Origin of the sequence: Brucella pituitosa, from assembly GCF_965577835.1 — a bacterium.
Classification (GTDB): domain Bacteria; phylum Pseudomonadota; class Alphaproteobacteria; order Rhizobiales; family Rhizobiaceae; genus Brucella; species Brucella pituitosa.
This window is the reverse complement of the sequence record NZ_OZ264092.1, coordinates 1,696,740-1,711,510: the sequence shown is the minus strand read 5'-3', so window position 1 is coordinate 1,711,510 and position 14,771 is coordinate 1,696,740. Positions and strand designations below refer to the sequence as shown.

Sequence of the window (14,771 nt, the reverse complement as noted above, 5' to 3'; positions counted from 1 at the left end):
TTCCGATATTCAGATCAGGAGGCTTTTTTCAGGGCCGGTTGACCAAGCGTAATGATGGTGGGACCGGAGAGCCGGATGCGCTCGCGGAGGCGAATGGGATAAAGCCCTTCGTCACGCTCTTCGACATCAATCACATTCACATCGACAACCAGATTGGCCTTCGCTGCAATTTTCCCGGCTTCTTCTAGTGCGCTGACTGCTTCCACATGACGGGCAACCAGCGCACCATCAATCGTTTCCTGCCATGATCCGTCAGCGCCAAGCCACACAGCCTGTCCATCGATGAGCCGGTTTGCAGTGAGAACTTTTACAACCATTTTTCCGACTCCTGATTTAAGCTGCGACTGCAACGGGTCTAACCGCCAGCGCCTGCGCTTTGTCGATAGCGGCGCCTGCAACAGCATCGCCGATGATGACCATGACCGGACCGGAGAGTTCTTTGCGCTCTTCCAGAGACGGCAGATCTTTCAATATTCCATGGAACAGCCGCTTATCCTTGCGGCTGGCATTCTCAATAACTGCGACGGCTGTATCTTCGTGCAGACCGGCAGAGATCAGGCGGCTTGCAACCGAGGCTGCAACGCTTGAGCCCATATAGACAGCAATTGTTGCGCCCGAGACTGCAAGCTTGGCCCAGCCGGGCAGCACATCGCCCGCCATGTCGTGGCCAGTCGTGAACACAAGAGAGGAGGCCACACCGCGCAAGGTGAGCGGCAGTTCCATGTCGGCTGCAGCAGCGAAAGCGGACGTAATACCCGGCACGATCTCAAAGCCGATACCGGCTGAACGCAATGCAGCCATTTCTTCACCAGCGCGACCAAAGACCAGCGGGTCGCCTGCTTTCAGGCGCACCACGCGCTTGCCCTCGCGACCAAGACTGACCAGCAGATCATTGATCTCGTTCTGGCTCTTGGAATGGCAACCCTTGCGCTTGCCCACAGAAAGGCGTTCGGCGTCGCGACGCCCCATGGCAATCACGCCTTCCGGCACCAGCGCGTCATGCACGATCACATCGGCTTCCATCAGCACGCGATGCGCACGCAGGGTCAGCAGGTCTTCAGCACCCGGACCAGCACCGACCAGCCAGACATAACCGGCAGCATTCTGCGGTTCTGCGATTAATTCATTTGCTGCTCTATAAGCTTCCTCGCGGTCGCCATTTTCAACAGCACGCGCAACGGAGCCGGAGAAGAACCCGCGCCAGAAACTGCGGCGCGCCAAACCTTTTGGCAAAAGCTTTTCGACCAGCGGACGCCAGCTTTCGGCATAATGTGCAAGCTCACCAAGGCGTGGCGAGAAGGCTGCATCAATGCGCGCGCGCACCATCTGCGCCAGCACAGGGGCCGAGCCTTCCGTGCCAATCGCAATTGCAATCGGAGCGCGATTCACGAGGGCAGGTGTCAGGAAATCGCAGAGCGCCGGACGGTCGACAACATTGACTGGAATTTTCTGCGCTTTGGCCGATGCTGCAATGGCGTGATCCTGATCTTCATCACCCGTGGCAACAAAAACCAGCTTCGCACCTTCAAGAAGATCGGCGCTAAAAGCTTGAGAAACATGTTCCGCCCCATGGCTTTTAATGTGGCTCTCGATGAAGCTCGCCAGGGCTGGTTCAAGCTCTTCCGCAATGATGCGCAAACGCGCAGAGGTCTGCGCCACAAGACGCGCTTTGTTGAGCGCTTCCTCGCCACCGCCGACAACAACCACCACCTCTTCCGAAACACGGAAGAAAGCAGGAAAATCAGCCAGAAGACGTTGAGACGTAAGAGCCACGGAGCTATCCTTTTTTAGATAGCCGCCATTATTCCCGTACTGGTGAAATTTTATAAGAAACGGGCTTGCGTGCGCAAATCGCGCCGAGCATCACTTTTTCTCAGAAAAGGTATTTTGAGGATTTTAATTCCTGATTGCCTCAAATTATATCCCATAATTTTTGTAGGATTAGCATTTGAGCGCCGTGCGTCCTATTGGACGCACAAAGGACGCTCAAACACTAAAAATACGCATCGAGCTTTCCAAAAATCGATTTCGATTTTTGGGCCGATGCGTGGCTAGCGGTAATTGCCCGACGTAAAAAATGCTGGCACGTGCTTTGGCCAGCGTCGTGGCAAGACAGCCACGAGATCAAAGCGCAGCGATAATTGCGCATAATCTTTTTGGTGTTGAAGCCATAAATCGGCAGCTGCCTCGATCCGGCGCATGGCTTGCGGGGTGACTGCGAGTTGTGCGGCTTCCACGCTTGTCCGTGCTTTGACCTCAACAATGAGAACAAGATTGCCGCGCCGGGCAATGAGATCGATTTCGCCAAGCCGTGTGCGATAGCGGCGTGCGACGATACGAAAACCTTTGAGCATGAGTGTGAAAGCCGCCAGACGCTCGGCGCTGTGTCCGCGAAAGAAAGCAATGCGCTTTTTCTCGCGGAAATCACTCATCAGCCTTGCGCCTTCAACTGCATCAGACGCTGATACAGCACCGATTTCTGCCCGCCAGTCATCTTTGCTGCCTCGCCTGCGGCTTTGGATGGCGGCAGTTCTTGCGCTAGCGACAGCAGCAGCTTGTCTATGTCTTCCTCGCTTTGCGGGCCGGCTTCCCCTGTTGGCGGGCCAACCAGCAGCACGACTTCACCGCGAATACGATCTTCGCCATCGAATTGCTGTTTCAACTCACCCAGAGTAGCGGTGACAATGGTTTCATAGGCCTTGGTCAGCTCCCGGCAAAGGGCTGCTTCACGCCCATCGCCAAACACATCCGCCATATCGGCGAGCGTTGTCGCCGTGCGGTTGGGCGATTCATAGAACACAAGCGTTGCTTCGATATTCTTGAGGCTTTCGAGCTTGGAGGTTTTCTGGCCATGCTTGACCGGCAAAAAGCCACAGAACATGAAAGCATCAGTCGGAAGCCCGGAAGCAGCCAGCGCTGCGAGAAGTGCCGAGGCACCCGGAATTGGCACCACGCGAATGCCTGCCTCGCGTGCCTCGCCAACAAGCCGGAAGCCCGGATCAGAAACAAGTGGCGTGCCTGCATCGGAAACCAGCGCCACGCTTTTACCAGCCTGCAAGGCGGCAATCAGCTTTGCGCCTGCCTCGGCAGCATTATGCTCATGATAGCTGATTGGGCGACGCGCAATGCCATAACGATCCAGCAACACGCGGGTCACGCGGGTATCTTCACAGGCAACAATGTCAGCACTTGCAAGCACTTCCAGCCCGCGCAGTGTCATGTCACCGAGATTGCCGATAGGGGTCGAGACAATATAGAGCGCAGGTTCGATCGGGCGCGCACGCTGGGCGGTGCCACCGACAACAAATTCGCGTCTCTGCTCGTCCAAAAATTCGGTCATTACGTGTCCTTATTGACGCATGTCGTTATCGGGTCGTAGCGGGAATAAGAAATCAGTCCAGTGGACTGATTTCCCCGCGAAGGCGGTTTCCACTTTCCCGCGACATGCGCTAAGCCGCCAGATCAGCCACCAGCGCATCAAGCACCAGCGACCCATCCGGCGTTGCACGGATGAAAGTTCCATCCATCTTTTCAATCATGCCTGATGCAATCAGCCGTTCAAGGCGCTTGCGATCAATATCATGTCCGGTCAGGCGCTGATAACGCGCAAGATCAATGCCTTCGCGCAACCGCAGCCCCATCATCAGGAACTCATCGCCTTCCTGATTGCCATTGAGATATTCTTCTTCGATGATGCCGTGACCATTGGTCTCGACCTTTTCGAGCCAGGTTTCCGGGTGCTTTTCGGTCATTGTGACCGTGCGCGTGCCATTCTCAACAAAGCGGCCGTGCGCGCCGGGACCAATGCCGACATATTGCCCATAACGCCAGTAAACCAGATTGTGCTGCGACTCCCGCCCAGGCACCGCATGGTTTGAAATCTCATAGGCCGGAAGACCGTGTTCCGCTGTAATCTTCTGCGTTTCCTCATAAAGAGCCGCCGCATGATCAGGCTCGGGCGTGGTGAGCTTGCCAGCCTTCCAGAGATTATAGAACTGCGTGCCTTCTTCAATCGTCAGCTGATAGAGCGAGAGGTGATCGGCAGCCAGATCAATGGCTTCTTTCAGCTCTTCACGCCAGGCTTCAATGGTCTGATCGGGCCGCGCATAGATGAGATCAAAGGAAAGACGCGGGAAGATTTCACGTGCCAGCCGGATTGCAGCCTTGGCTTCATCGACCGAATGCATACGGCCCAGACGACGCAGATCAGGAGCATTCAGTGCCTGAATACCAAGCGAGACGCGGTTGACGCCCGCCGCACGATAGCCTCGAAAACGTTCTGCTTCCACGCTCGTCGGATTGGCTTCCAACGTGACTTCGATGTCAGGTGCCACCGACCAGCGCGATGCAATGCCGTCTAGCAGGCTGCCAACAGTCGACGGCTGCATCAGCGATGGTGTACCGCCGCCCAAAAAGATGCTGGTGACCGTGCGTGGGCCTGTGCGGGCGCGCAATGTGTCCATCTCGCGGTTGAAGGCTGCGGCAAAGCGATCCTGATCAACCGGCTGATGACGCACATGGCTGTTGAAGTCACAATAAGGGCACTTGGCCAGACAAAACGGCCAGTGCACATAGACCCCAAACGCACTCTCTCCATCTGTACGCGCGATTGAAATCGCGTTGGCTCCATCCGCTCGTGCAATCGGCAGAATATCAACACTTTCGGCGGGTGGAGAAAAATGATGGTTCATTCGAGCCCATCCGAAACAACATCGAGTGCCTTTTCAGCAAACAGCTTGAAGGCGCGCGCACGATGCGAAAGCGCGGACGCATCGCCCGGCGTCCAGCCGTGCTTCTCGTCGGCAGTCATTTCGCCAAAAGTCTTTTCATAGCCAGCGGGCTTAAACACCGGATCATAACCAAAACCAATATCGCCCCGAGGAGGCCAAATGAGAGTGCCTTCCACTTCACCACGATAATATTGTGCTTCACCATCCGGCCATGCAAGACAGATCACCGAAACAAAACGCGCCTTGCGCTGATCCGGGGTGGTCGCAGCTTTAGCCTGCAAAAGATCTTCGACCTTCTGCATCGCCATGTTGAAATCACGCGTGCCGTCTTCGGTTTCAGCCCAGTCAGCAGTGTAAACACCCGGATCGCCATCAAGCGCGTCAACCATCATGCCGGAATCGTCAGACAGAGAAGGCAAACCAGTCGCTTTCGCCGCAGCGAGCGCCTTGATATAAGCATTCTGCTCGAAAGTCGTGCCGGTTTCTTCAGGCTCAGGCAGGCCGAGAGCGGCAACAGAACTGACCTCAAAGCCAAACGGGGCGATAAGCCCATCGAATTCGCGCAATTTGCCTGCATTGTGCGATGCGACGATCAGTTTGCCTTTTTCAAGCGCTCTCATTGTTCAATCCTGCTTTTAAAACGCATGATCTTATCCGAAATTGGCTTCCCACTTTTCGGGATCATGCTTAACTCCAAAGTTTAGGCTCGGCGAATTCCAGCGAGTTGCCGGAAGGATCGCGAAAATAAATCGAACGTGCGCCATTAGGCCATTCGAAATCAGACTCGATAGCAATGTCATGCGTTTCGAGATAGGTGCGCCAGTCGTCAATTTCATGACGTGTGGCTGCAAAACAGACATGCCCTGCCCCCGTCGTACCATGCGGCGGCACCGGCAGCGATCCGGGCGCAGGTGGCTTCAAAGTTTCTTCCGCTTTAAACAGCAGCAAAATGCCGTTGCCACAGCGGAAGAATGCATTGCGTTCACTGACCTTGCCTACCGGCTCAAGCCCGATGATGTCGCGATAAAACGCAATCGCCTCGGCAACATCACGGACATAGAGCGCGGTTTCAAGAATGCGTGCTGCTTGCATTTCGGGCCACCTCTTAAATCAGAGAAGGCCTTAACTATCAGGCAAGTGCTGCCTTCTGCAACTCGACGAGCTGGTTGATGCCGCCGCGTGCGAGCTTCATGAGCGCCGCAAACTCTTCTTCCGAAAACGGTGCGCCCTCAGCTGTGCCCTGAATTTCGACAATGCCACCCTGACCGGTCATCACGAAATTGCTGTCGGTTTCAGCAGCCGAATCCTCAACATAATCGAGATCAAGCACAGGCTGGCCTTCATGGATACCACAGGAAATAGCTGCGATATGATCTTTAAGCACCTTCTCAAAGCGGATCATCTGACGTGCTTCCATCCAGCGCAGGCAATCATGCAGCGCTATCCAGCCGCCGGTAATCGCAGCTGTACGGGTGCCGCCATCGGCCTGAATAACGTCGCAGTCAACGGTGATCTGGAATTCGCCCAGTGCCTGAAGATCAACGACAGCCCGCAGCGAACGGCCGATCAGACGCTGGATTTCCTGCGTGCGGCCACCCTGCTTGCCGCTGGCTGCTTCACGGCGCATACGGTCGCCCGTCGAGCGTGGCAACATGCCATATTCGGCCGTAACCCAACCCTTGCCCGAATTGCGCATCCAGCCCGGGACCTTTTCCTCTAAGCTTGCCGTGCATAAAACATGGGTGTCGCCAAACTTGACGAGGCACGAGCCTTCCGCATGTTTGGAAACGCCGCGCTCGAAAGAGACGGCGCGCATTTCATCAGCAGCGCGCTTGGATGGACGCATTGTATTTCCTCAATTCATTTATCGTTGCGGCTTTTTAGGCTTGTCGCGCCCGAATGGAAAGGAATTTCGCGTGATCATTCAAGAGAGATGTTGAGAGAACTGTCATTACTGGCGCAAAGCCTTTGACGCCTTCAATACCAGTCTTATATTTATGGCATGCAATTCAGAGGGTTCGCTCTAAGACCATGATCAAATCACCGGAACATCAGCTGCTTAATTCGCTCGACCAGCGGTCGCGCGATATTTTTCGGCTGATCGTCGATAGCTACCTCAATGATGGTGATCCGGTCGGCTCACGCAATCTGTCGCGCCTTCTGCCGCATAGTCTTTCGCCTGCCACCATTCGCAATGTGATGAGCGATCTTGAGCAACTCGGCCTCATTTATGCACCGCATATTTCTGCCGGACGTCTGCCGACGCAGATCGGTTTGCGTTTCTTCGTCGATGCGTTCATGGAAGTGGGCGATCTGCGACCTGACGAACGTTCATCCATCGAAGCACAGGTGCGCTCGGCGGGCATGAACAACTCGGTTGAAAGTGTGCTGACCGAAGCCAGTCAGGTTCTCTCCGGCCTGTCGCGCGGCGCAGGTCTTGTGCTTGCGACCAAAGCCGAAGGCGCGCTTAAACATATCGAATTCGTACGGCTTGAGCCGACCCGTGCGCTTGCCGTCCTTGTGATGCAGAATGGCGATGTTGAAAACCGCGTCATCAATCTGCCCGCAGGCATTTCTGCGTCGCAGCTCGTTGAAGCATCGAACTTTCTCAATGCGCATATTCACGGCCATACGCTGTCGGAAGCAAAATCAGAGCTGGAAAAACTTTCGGAAGAAACCAGACAAGAGCTTGATCAGCTCTCGCAGGAATTGGTGGCACAGGGCATAGCCGTCTGGAGCGGCGCGGGTTCAGATCAGCCCGCACGCCTTATCGTACGCGGTCGCGCCAATCTGCTCGAAAACATTCATGCACAGGAAGATATCGAGCGCCTGCGCCACCTCTTTGATGATCTCGAAACCAAGGACGGGATGATCCAGCTGCTTGATCTTGCTGAATCGGGCTCTGGTGTGCGAATTTTCATCGGCTCGGAAAATAAGCTGTTCTCGCTCTCGGGATCTTCACTGGTGGTGGCCCCTTATCGGGATAGTGAACAGCGCGTTGTCGGTGCTCTCGGCGTCATCGGCCCGACCCGGCTTAACTATGCCCGTATCGTACCGATGGTCGATTACACTGCCCAAATTGTCTCGCGGTTGCTGCGTTAAGTTGTCAGACTTAACAAGGCCGGGAAATTAGACCTTGATTTTAACGCCGTGAAACTCGATATCCGGCCCAAACACTATTCAAGACGGAAGAAGCATTATGGCTGATGAAAAGAATACACCTGAAAACCCCGATCTTGAGCAGCGCGATATCAACAATCCTCGCGATCGTGATGCGCTGAAGCGTGCTGCCGACGATTTTCTGAAAAGCCGCAAGGCTGAGGCACGCGCTGAAGCCGAAGAGGAAGCCGTTGATGCCGAGAGCCTGGCTGCAAATACGATTGCAGCGCTTGAAGCGGACAATGCTGAGCTCAAGGATCAGATGCTGCGTCTCGTTGCTGAGATGGAAAACCTGCGCAAGCGCACCCAGCGCGATGTTCAGGACGCCCGCACCTATGCCGTGACAAATTTCGCTCGTGACATGCTGTCGGTTTCCGACAACCTGAGCCGTGCGCACGAAGCCATCCCCGCCGATGCATTGGAAACCGATGCAAACCTCAAGTCACTGGCTGACGGCGTGGAAATGACTGAACGTGCCATGCTGCAGGCCTTGGAACGTCATGGCGTGACCAAGCTTAATCCTGAAGGTGAAAAGTTCGATCCGAACTTCCATCAGGCTATTTTTGAAGTGCCAAACCCTGAACTGCCAGCCAACACCGTCGTACAGGTTATGCAGGCAGGCTATGCCATCGGCGATCGCGTGCTGCGTCCGGCAATGGTCGGCGTTTCAAAGGGCGGCCCGAAGGTTGCTGCAGACAGCGGCACAACTGAAGCAGCGGGCGATGCCTAGGGCGCATTTTGATCTGATTGATTGATCGATTGAGAGCGGCGAGATACATCGCCGCTCTTTCTTTTTGTCCTTATCCGTTGGAATATCGACATACTAGAGCGTTTCGCCGTTAATTGTATCCGCTGCACTCGCTCTATCTCTTTATTTTTGCGCATGTCGTTATCGGAAAACCGGCCCCCACTTTTCCGCGACATGCTTTATCAGCTGGGAGGTCGTGCGTGACGATTTTTGATTTTGCAAATTTTGCAGGGGTTTTCGTCTTCGCTGCCACCGGCGCACTTGCTGCCTCACGCCGCCAGCTCGACATTATCGGCTTCATCTTTCTCGCCAACATTACTGGCATTGGCGGCGGCACGATGCGCGATCTGGTGTTGGGCGCTCCGGTTTTCTGGGTCGTCCAACCCTTTTATCTTTTGGCAGGGACATCGGCTGCAATCATCGTCTATTTCACCGCCCATCTGTTCGAATCACGCTACCGGCTTCTGCTCTGGTGTGACGCTATTGGTATGTCTGCCTATACGGTTGTGGGTGCCGCCAAAGGGCTGGCGCTCGGCTTTGGGCCATCGGTCGCGATTGTAACCGGCATCTTCACCGCAACACTTGGCGGCATTTTGCGCGATATGGTGGCAGGCGAGCCATCCGTCCTGATGCGCAGGGAGATCTATGTGACCGCGGCCCTTGCAGGCGCTTGTCTTTATGTGGTGCTGGAGCGTTTCGGGATCGACCCATTGTTTGCAGCACTTGCTGCTGCGCTAACCGCATTCATCGTGCGCGGAGGTGCGCTCTATTTCGGCTGGAATCTGCCTGTTTATAAAAGCCGTCCCGGCCGCACAGAGGAAGAACTCAAGCGCGACCGGATTGTTCGAATCGATCAATAATCAGATAAGTTTGGCCTGGCTTGCAACAGCTTGAAGATCGATCAGTGGACGCGGTCCCATCTGCTGAATGATCATGCCAGCGGCAAGCGAACCCAGACGTGCGCAATCCTCAAGCGAACGATCTTTGGTATAGCCATAGAGGAACCCTGCTGCGTAGAGATCACCAGCACCCGTCGTGTCGACCAGTTCTTCAATCTCAATCGCTGGCACATGCAGCGTCTGATCGGCAGTGATGACGATTGCGCCCTTTTCCGAACGTGTGATGATCGCAAGAGGGCAATCCTTACGAATGGCTTCCACAGCTTCATCAAGCGACTTGGTCTGATAGAGCGACTTTGCCTCGTCTTCGTTCGCAAAAACGATATCGACGGTGCGTTTGCGCATCAGATCCAGGAACTCTTCGCGATAACGGTCGACGCAGAACGGATCGGACAAGGTCATGGCGACCTGACGACCATGTTCATGTGCAATTTTTGATGCGAGAACAATGGCTTCCTTGGCGCGCGGCGGATCCCACAGATAACCTTCGAAATAGGTAATGCGGGCATCGGCAACCTTGGAGGTTTCGACATCTTCCGGTCCGAGCTCGACGCACGCCCCCAGATAGGTGTTCATTGAACGCTCGCCATCCGCTGTAACGAAGATCATCGAACGAGCCGTCGGCGAACCTTTTTCCAAAGCGCGCGTATCAAAGGCGACGCCCTGTGCGCGGATGTCATGAGCAAATACCCGGCCAAGATGGTCGGTCGCGACCTTGCCGAAATAGGCGGAACGTCCGCCGAGGCTTGCAACGCCCGCAGCCGTATTGCCTGCACTGCCACCGGACATTTCCGTGAACTGGCCTTTAATGCGGCTATAGAGCAGTTCTGCCCGGTCGCCATCAATCAGGTTCATGGCACCTTTTATGATGCCGTTGGCTTCGAGAAACGCATCTTCCGTGCGCGAAAGAATATCGACAATGGCGTTACCAATGCAAAGAACGTCGAATGTAGCCATGAGCTGGTCTGGGGCTCCCCTTCTTGTCTGCCGCCCGTCTTCGATTGAAGACTTGTGGCAGTGATCTAGCGGCATTCATTTGGGGTCGGTTTAGCCTTTTGAAAAGTTTTTGGCTAGTCCGTCAGTGTTGGCACTTGTGGGCAGACCGTCTTGTGCAGGTCGAACAGCCTTCCTATTTTGATCGTATGAGATTGCGGAGAGTGAACCCAAAATGATCATTGATGCTGCGCTGAAGGCGCTGAAACGTCTTCCAACTCCGGAATTTCGCTCGGTTTTATGGAAAACGCTTGGCTTGACGCTTTTGCTTCTTCTCGGGTTTTGGGTCGCCATAAGGCAAGTATTTTTTACTTTCGCATGGCCCTGGATGGAGCAATTGCTGCCCGGAATGCCCGAATGGGCAGGTTGGCTCGGTATCATTGCGGCAATCGTGGCAGGTCTTGGACTGGCGCTCGCTCTCGCTTTGATGATCGCGCCCGTTACAGCACTTGTCGCCGGTATTTTCCTTGATGATGTCGCAGATGTTGTCGAACGCGAGGATTATCCCGGCGCCCCCGCAGGCACACCCCTGCCGCTGGGCCGTTCCATTGTCGTGTCACTCAAGTTTCTAGGCGTGGTCATTCTCGGTAACATTGTGGCGCTGTTTCTGCTCTTCGTACCCGGCATCAATCTGATCGCCTTCTTCGTGATCAACGCCTATCTGCTCGGCCGGGAATTCTTTGAGTTTGCGGCCATGCGCTATCGAACAGAGCGTGAGGCCAAGGCACTCCGCTCGCAATATGGTGTGACGGTGTTTCTTGCAGGACTGCTAATCGCTGGCTTCATGGCAATTCCGATTGTCAATCTTCTGACACCTCTCTTTGCAGCCGCAATGATGATCCATCTGCATAAGGCTATATCTGAGAAGGAAACTTTAAAACTGCGGCGGTAGCGGAATGAGCGCTGCCGGAACATCACAAGTCTTGCCGGGGAACTTACAGATATCGGCAATCACGCAGTTCTCGCACTCAGGCTTGCGTGCCTTACAGGTATAGCGTCCGTGCAGGATCAGCCAGTGATGCGCGTGGAACAGATATTCTTTCGGAATGACCCGCATGAGAATAGCTTCCACCGCATCCGGTGTCTTGGCCGGTGCAAGCCCGATCCGGTTGCCTATGCGCAGAATATGCGTATCCACAGCCATGGTCGAATGACCGAAAGCCATGCTCAGCACAACATTGGCGGTCTTGCGCCCGACACCCGGCAGTTTCACCAGCTCGTCGCGATCATCGGGAACTTCACCGCCATAATCACGGATAAGCGCTTCAGACAGCAGAATGACGTTCTTGGCCTTGTTGCGCCAAAGACCAATGGTGCGGATATAATTGCCAACCGTGTCTTCGCCCAGCGCCAGCATTTTTTGCGGCCTATCGGCAATCGCAAAAAGCGCGCGCGTTGCCTTGTTTACACCCGCATCCGTTGCCTGCGCCGACAAGACGACAGCCACCAGCAGCGTGAAAGCGTTCACATGCTCAAGTTCGCCTTTGGGCTCGGGGCGCAGAATGGAGAAACGACGGAAAATCTCGTGGATTTCATCAGCCGTATAAAGCGTGCCAGAAACCCGGCGCGGACGACGGGCAGGTGTCGCAACAGGCGTGTTCACGGGCGATTTGATTTTGGCGTTTTCCATTTTGTCTCTATACTTGCGTCTATCTTCGGAAAACAGTTCACAGCTTGACGCAGCCCGGAGGGAACTTTGCATGCAGCATCCAGACGGCGCAAATCCAGACAGGTTTGATACTCCCATTTTTGAAGCTCTGCTGACGCCCTATCGCTCATTGGGGAAAACGGGGTTTCGTGTGCTGATGGGGGCCATGATCTGCTGCTGGCTGTTTGTCTGCATATTGTTCTGGTCAATCGGAGCATGGCCGATCATCGGCTTTTTTGGCCTTGATGTGCTGGCGATCTATCTGGCTTTTCGCTGGAACTATCGTTCGGCAAATGCTCGCGAGGAGATATCTGTTTCGCGTGCGGCACTGTCCATCCGCAAATATGAAGCATCCGGTAAACTGACCACCCACCTGTTTCACCCCTTCTGGACAAGATTCAATGTTGCCAGAAAGCCAGATATTGGCATCACGACCATGCGTGTCGAAAGCCGCAACAACAGCGTTCTCGTCGGCGGCTTCCTCAATCCCGATGATCGCGAAAGCTTCGCCACGGCTTTTGGCAACGCGCTGAGCGAAGCCCGGCGCTAAAGAAGCGCCAAAACTTTTCCACATATGTTGACGGCTTATGCCCCGAAAGCATCAGTTTTAGGATGCCATGACAGGAATCCGATTTCGGCCCTTGAAGTCGTGCTTTTCACAAGCCATATCAGTTGAGCGAAAGATACGCCGAAAGGGTGCTTTCCATGACGGTCGCTTCGATAAGGACTGATACAATGACAAGAATGACACCGTTTTCGAGCCCGCTATTGCTCGGATTCGACACAATGGAAAAGACGCTGGAACGGATTGCTAAATCCGGCGATGGATATCCGCCATATAATATCGAGCGTCTGCGCGGCGAAACTGGTTCTGAACGCCTGCGTATCACGCTGGCTGTTGCAGGCTTTGCCAGCGACGATCTTGAGGTCATGACGGAGGACAATCAGCTTGTCATCCGTGGACGCCAGACAGACGATACCGAACGTGAGTTTCTGCACCGTGGCATTGCTGCCCGCCAGTTTCAGCGCGTCTTCGTTCTGGCCGATGGCATGCGGGTTGTCGGCTGTGATCTGAAAAATGGCCTTCTCGCCATTGATCTTGATCGACCTGAACCAGAACGGCTAATCAAACGTATAAATATAGCAGTCAAGGACTGATCCCGGTTCAGACTGGGTTCAGGTAAAAGCCGCTATAGGAATTTATTAAGCTCTTAAGCGCCATGATCGCAAATGATATGCCGCGAAAACGGAGGCTACGATGATGAACAGACACATTCTCACTGATCATGAATTCGCTCATCTGGGTGAAGGTGAACTGGCTTATGTGCGCAAGATTCGTTCCGACGACCTGACACGCACCTTCCCGGCCCTCCCCCCGATTGCACCTGGCCTTGAGCTTTGGGCGCTGTTTGGCGCAAGCGGCGAGCCGATTGTGCTTTCCGACGTCCGCGCCACCGCACTGCAAGGCGCAAATGAACATGAACTGCGCACCGTGATGCTGCACTGAATTCTCTATGCACAATGCCGGTCCATCACATGAGCCGGCATTGCTGCGTTGCTGCAAATGGCGTCGGCATTAGTCGTAATGCAATAACACTTTGGACACCATATGGCTTTCCGCTGTCCTTGATCGTTTTACTTTTTACCTAGAGACAATACGCCTGAATACATCGTTCAGGTAGGCTTGGTCTTGAATGCGGAAATTCGTAGTTCCGACTTTTTCAAAGCCGTGCTTAACGTAGAAGGCTATGGCGGGACTATTCTCTGAATTCGTCGTCAGCCAGACCGATGGGCTGCCAGCAGCTCGCGCGTACTTCAGCCCTTGCTCCAACAACAATCTTCCGATCCCTCTGCCGCGGTGGCGGGGCTGAACGTACAGAGTGGAAATCTCCATAGCGGAACAATCTGCAACAGGCGCCGCTTTCCCATCACTGATGCGAATGAATCCATCGATGCCATCTTCATTCTCTGACACGATAATATGTTCATGAGGATCTTCAAGCAGTCTGGCAAACTTGTCCGATGTAAACTCATTCAGTGCATATTCAGCAAAAAACGCGCTCACCCCTCGCCTGATATAGGTCCCCAACCAGACCTCGATTGAGATGGCTGCTAATATTGGAGCGTCGGACGGATGGGCAATACGAAACTTCATGCACAGGTTCCAGTATTCAAGTTGAACACGTTTCTGAGACGTCTAAGGAAGTTGAAAAATTGCATTTGACCTTAAGCTTTGGGCGCTGTTTGGCGCAAGCGGCGAGCCGATTGTGCTTTCCGACGTCCGTGCCACCGCACTGCAAGGCGCAAATGAACATGAACTGCGCACCGTGATGCTGCACTGAATTCTATGCGCAATGCCGGTCCATCAAATGAGCCGGCATTGCTGCCCGTCGTCAAATGATCATTTTGACGGATTCTGGTGCATGCAATTGGCATATTGCTCACGCAGGCACCATTCGTGCCATTTTTTACCCTTTTTCTTGTAATTCCGGCAAAGCGTCTCGGCTACTTTCCTGCATTGATCAGAAGCAGCTGAATTCGCCGCACCTGACATGTTTGGTACTAAGCGGTCCGCTCGTGCCGAACCGGAAATC

General features: G+C 54.4%; 18 protein-coding genes and 1 pseudogene. 8 read left to right on the top strand and 11 right to left on the bottom strand.

The window, feature by feature from the left end; translation table 11 throughout:
• Nucleotides 1-14: 14 nt before the first annotated feature.
• From ACSME1_RS08205 to rph, 8 genes are all read right to left on the bottom strand, one after another.
• Nucleotides 15-317 carry a DUF2849 domain-containing protein gene (locus tag ACSME1_RS08205; protein WP_024898145.1) on the bottom strand — a complete coding sequence of 101 codons (303 nt, stop codon included), beginning with the start codon at nt 315-317 and terminating at the stop codon, nt 15-17.
• Nucleotides 318-333: 16 nt separating this feature from the next.
• Nucleotides 334-1,773, bottom strand: coding sequence for a siroheme synthase CysG (gene cysG, locus ACSME1_RS08200; protein ID WP_024898146.1), 1,440 nt, complete (start codon nt 1,771-1,773; stop codon nt 334-336).
• Between the two features lie 278 nt (nt 1,774-2,051).
• Nucleotides 2,052-2,432, bottom strand: a complete 381-nt coding sequence (locus tag ACSME1_RS08195) for a YraN family protein (protein ID WP_105705467.1) — start codon at nt 2,430-2,432, stop codon at nt 2,052-2,054.
• Nucleotides 2,432-3,340 (bottom strand): 16S rRNA (cytidine(1402)-2'-O)-methyltransferase, encoded by a 909-nt coding sequence (gene rsmI / locus ACSME1_RS08190; protein WP_024898148.1) that lies wholly within the window; start codon nt 3,338-3,340, stop codon nt 2,432-2,434. Before rsmI ends, ACSME1_RS08195 begins: the two co-directional genes overlap by 1 nt.
• Nucleotides 3,341-3,449: 109 nt before the next feature.
• A complete protein-coding gene (gene hemW / locus ACSME1_RS08185) occupies nt 3,450-4,691 on the bottom strand; it encodes a radical SAM family heme chaperone HemW (RefSeq protein ID WP_024898149.1) in 1,242 nt (413 codons plus the stop codon).
• Complete coding sequence (gene rdgB / locus ACSME1_RS08180) at nt 4,688-5,350, bottom strand: RdgB/HAM1 family non-canonical purine NTP pyrophosphatase (protein ID WP_024898150.1); 663 nt, start codon at nt 5,348-5,350, stop codon at nt 4,688-4,690. The genes hemW and rdgB overlap by 4 nt, the downstream gene beginning before the upstream one ends.
• A gap of 67 nt (nt 5,351-5,417) precedes the next feature.
• Complete coding sequence (locus ACSME1_RS08175; protein ID WP_024898151.1) at nt 5,418-5,822, bottom strand: VOC family protein; 405 nt, start codon at nt 5,820-5,822, stop codon at nt 5,418-5,420.
• A 37-nt stretch (nt 5,823-5,859) separates the two neighbouring features.
• Entirely contained in the window at nt 5,860-6,576 is a 717-nt protein-coding gene (gene rph / locus ACSME1_RS08170; RefSeq protein ID WP_024898152.1) for a ribonuclease PH, read from the bottom strand.
• A 185-nt stretch (nt 6,577-6,761) separates the two neighbouring features.
• On the opposite strand from rph, the gene hrcA reads away from it, so the two are divergent.
• From hrcA to ACSME1_RS08155, 3 genes are all read left to right on the top strand, one after another.
• Nucleotides 6,762-7,832 (top strand): heat-inducible transcriptional repressor HrcA, encoded by a 1,071-nt coding sequence (gene hrcA / locus ACSME1_RS08165; RefSeq protein ID WP_024898153.1) that lies wholly within the window; start codon nt 6,762-6,764, stop codon nt 7,830-7,832.
• A 97-nt stretch (nt 7,833-7,929) separates the two neighbouring features.
• On the top strand, nt 7,930-8,619 hold the full coding sequence (gene grpE / locus ACSME1_RS08160; protein ID WP_024898154.1) for a nucleotide exchange factor GrpE: 690 nt from the start codon (nt 7,930-7,932) through the stop codon (nt 8,617-8,619).
• Nucleotides 8,620-8,837: 218 nt separating this feature from the next.
• Nucleotides 8,838-9,497 carry a trimeric intracellular cation channel family protein gene (locus ACSME1_RS08155; protein WP_024898155.1) on the top strand — a complete coding sequence of 220 codons (660 nt, stop codon included), beginning with the start codon at nt 8,838-8,840 and terminating at the stop codon, nt 9,495-9,497.
• On the opposite strand, the gene ACSME1_RS08150 is transcribed toward ACSME1_RS08155, so the two are convergent.
• A complete protein-coding gene (locus ACSME1_RS08150) occupies nt 9,498-10,493 on the bottom strand; it encodes an adenosine kinase (RefSeq protein WP_024898156.1) in 996 nt (331 codons plus the stop codon).
• A 211-nt stretch (nt 10,494-10,704) separates the two neighbouring features.
• Here ACSME1_RS08150 and ACSME1_RS08145 point away from each other — a divergent pair, with 211 nt between their 5' ends.
• Entirely contained in the window at nt 10,705-11,421 is a 717-nt protein-coding gene (locus ACSME1_RS08145) for a sulfate transporter family protein (RefSeq protein WP_024898157.1), read from the top strand.
• On the opposite strand, the gene nth is transcribed toward ACSME1_RS08145, so the two are convergent.
• Nucleotides 11,404-12,159: an endonuclease III gene (gene nth, locus ACSME1_RS08140; RefSeq protein WP_024898158.1), complete on the bottom strand. Its 756-nt coding sequence runs from the start codon at nt 12,157-12,159 to the stop codon at nt 11,404-11,406. The two genes, ACSME1_RS08145 and nth, sit on opposite strands and share 18 nt — an antisense overlap.
• Before the next feature lie 70 nt (nt 12,160-12,229).
• Between nth and ACSME1_RS08135 the strand changes: the two genes are divergently transcribed.
• The 3 genes from ACSME1_RS08135 to ACSME1_RS08125 all read left to right on the top strand — a co-directional run bounded on the left by ACSME1_RS08135 (nt 12,230) and on the right by ACSME1_RS08125 (nt 13,684).
• Nucleotides 12,230-12,727 (top strand): DUF2244 domain-containing protein, encoded by a 498-nt coding sequence (locus ACSME1_RS08135; RefSeq protein WP_024898159.1) that lies wholly within the window; start codon nt 12,230-12,232, stop codon nt 12,725-12,727.
• A 185-nt stretch (nt 12,728-12,912) separates the two neighbouring features.
• Nucleotides 12,913-13,335 carry an Hsp20 family protein gene (locus ACSME1_RS08130; protein ID WP_024898160.1) on the top strand — a complete coding sequence of 141 codons (423 nt, stop codon included), beginning with the start codon at nt 12,913-12,915 and terminating at the stop codon, nt 13,333-13,335.
• A 103-nt stretch (nt 13,336-13,438) separates the two neighbouring features.
• Nucleotides 13,439-13,684 (top strand): DUF1150 family protein, encoded by a 246-nt coding sequence (locus ACSME1_RS08125; protein ID WP_024898161.1) that lies wholly within the window; start codon nt 13,439-13,441, stop codon nt 13,682-13,684.
• 135 nt (nt 13,685-13,819) lie between these two features.
• Here the strand turns inward: ACSME1_RS08125 and ACSME1_RS08120 are convergent, their stop codons facing one another.
• Nucleotides 13,820-14,332, bottom strand: a complete 513-nt coding sequence (locus tag ACSME1_RS08120) for a GNAT family N-acetyltransferase (RefSeq protein ID WP_105705471.1) — start codon at nt 14,330-14,332, stop codon at nt 13,820-13,822.
• A gap of 58 nt (nt 14,333-14,390) precedes the next feature.
• Here ACSME1_RS08120 and ACSME1_RS08115 point away from each other — a divergent pair.
• Nucleotides 14,391-14,519, top strand: a pseudogene (locus tag ACSME1_RS08115) (DUF1150 family protein); the annotation flags it as partial.
• Nucleotides 14,520-14,771: the final 252 nt, after the last annotated feature.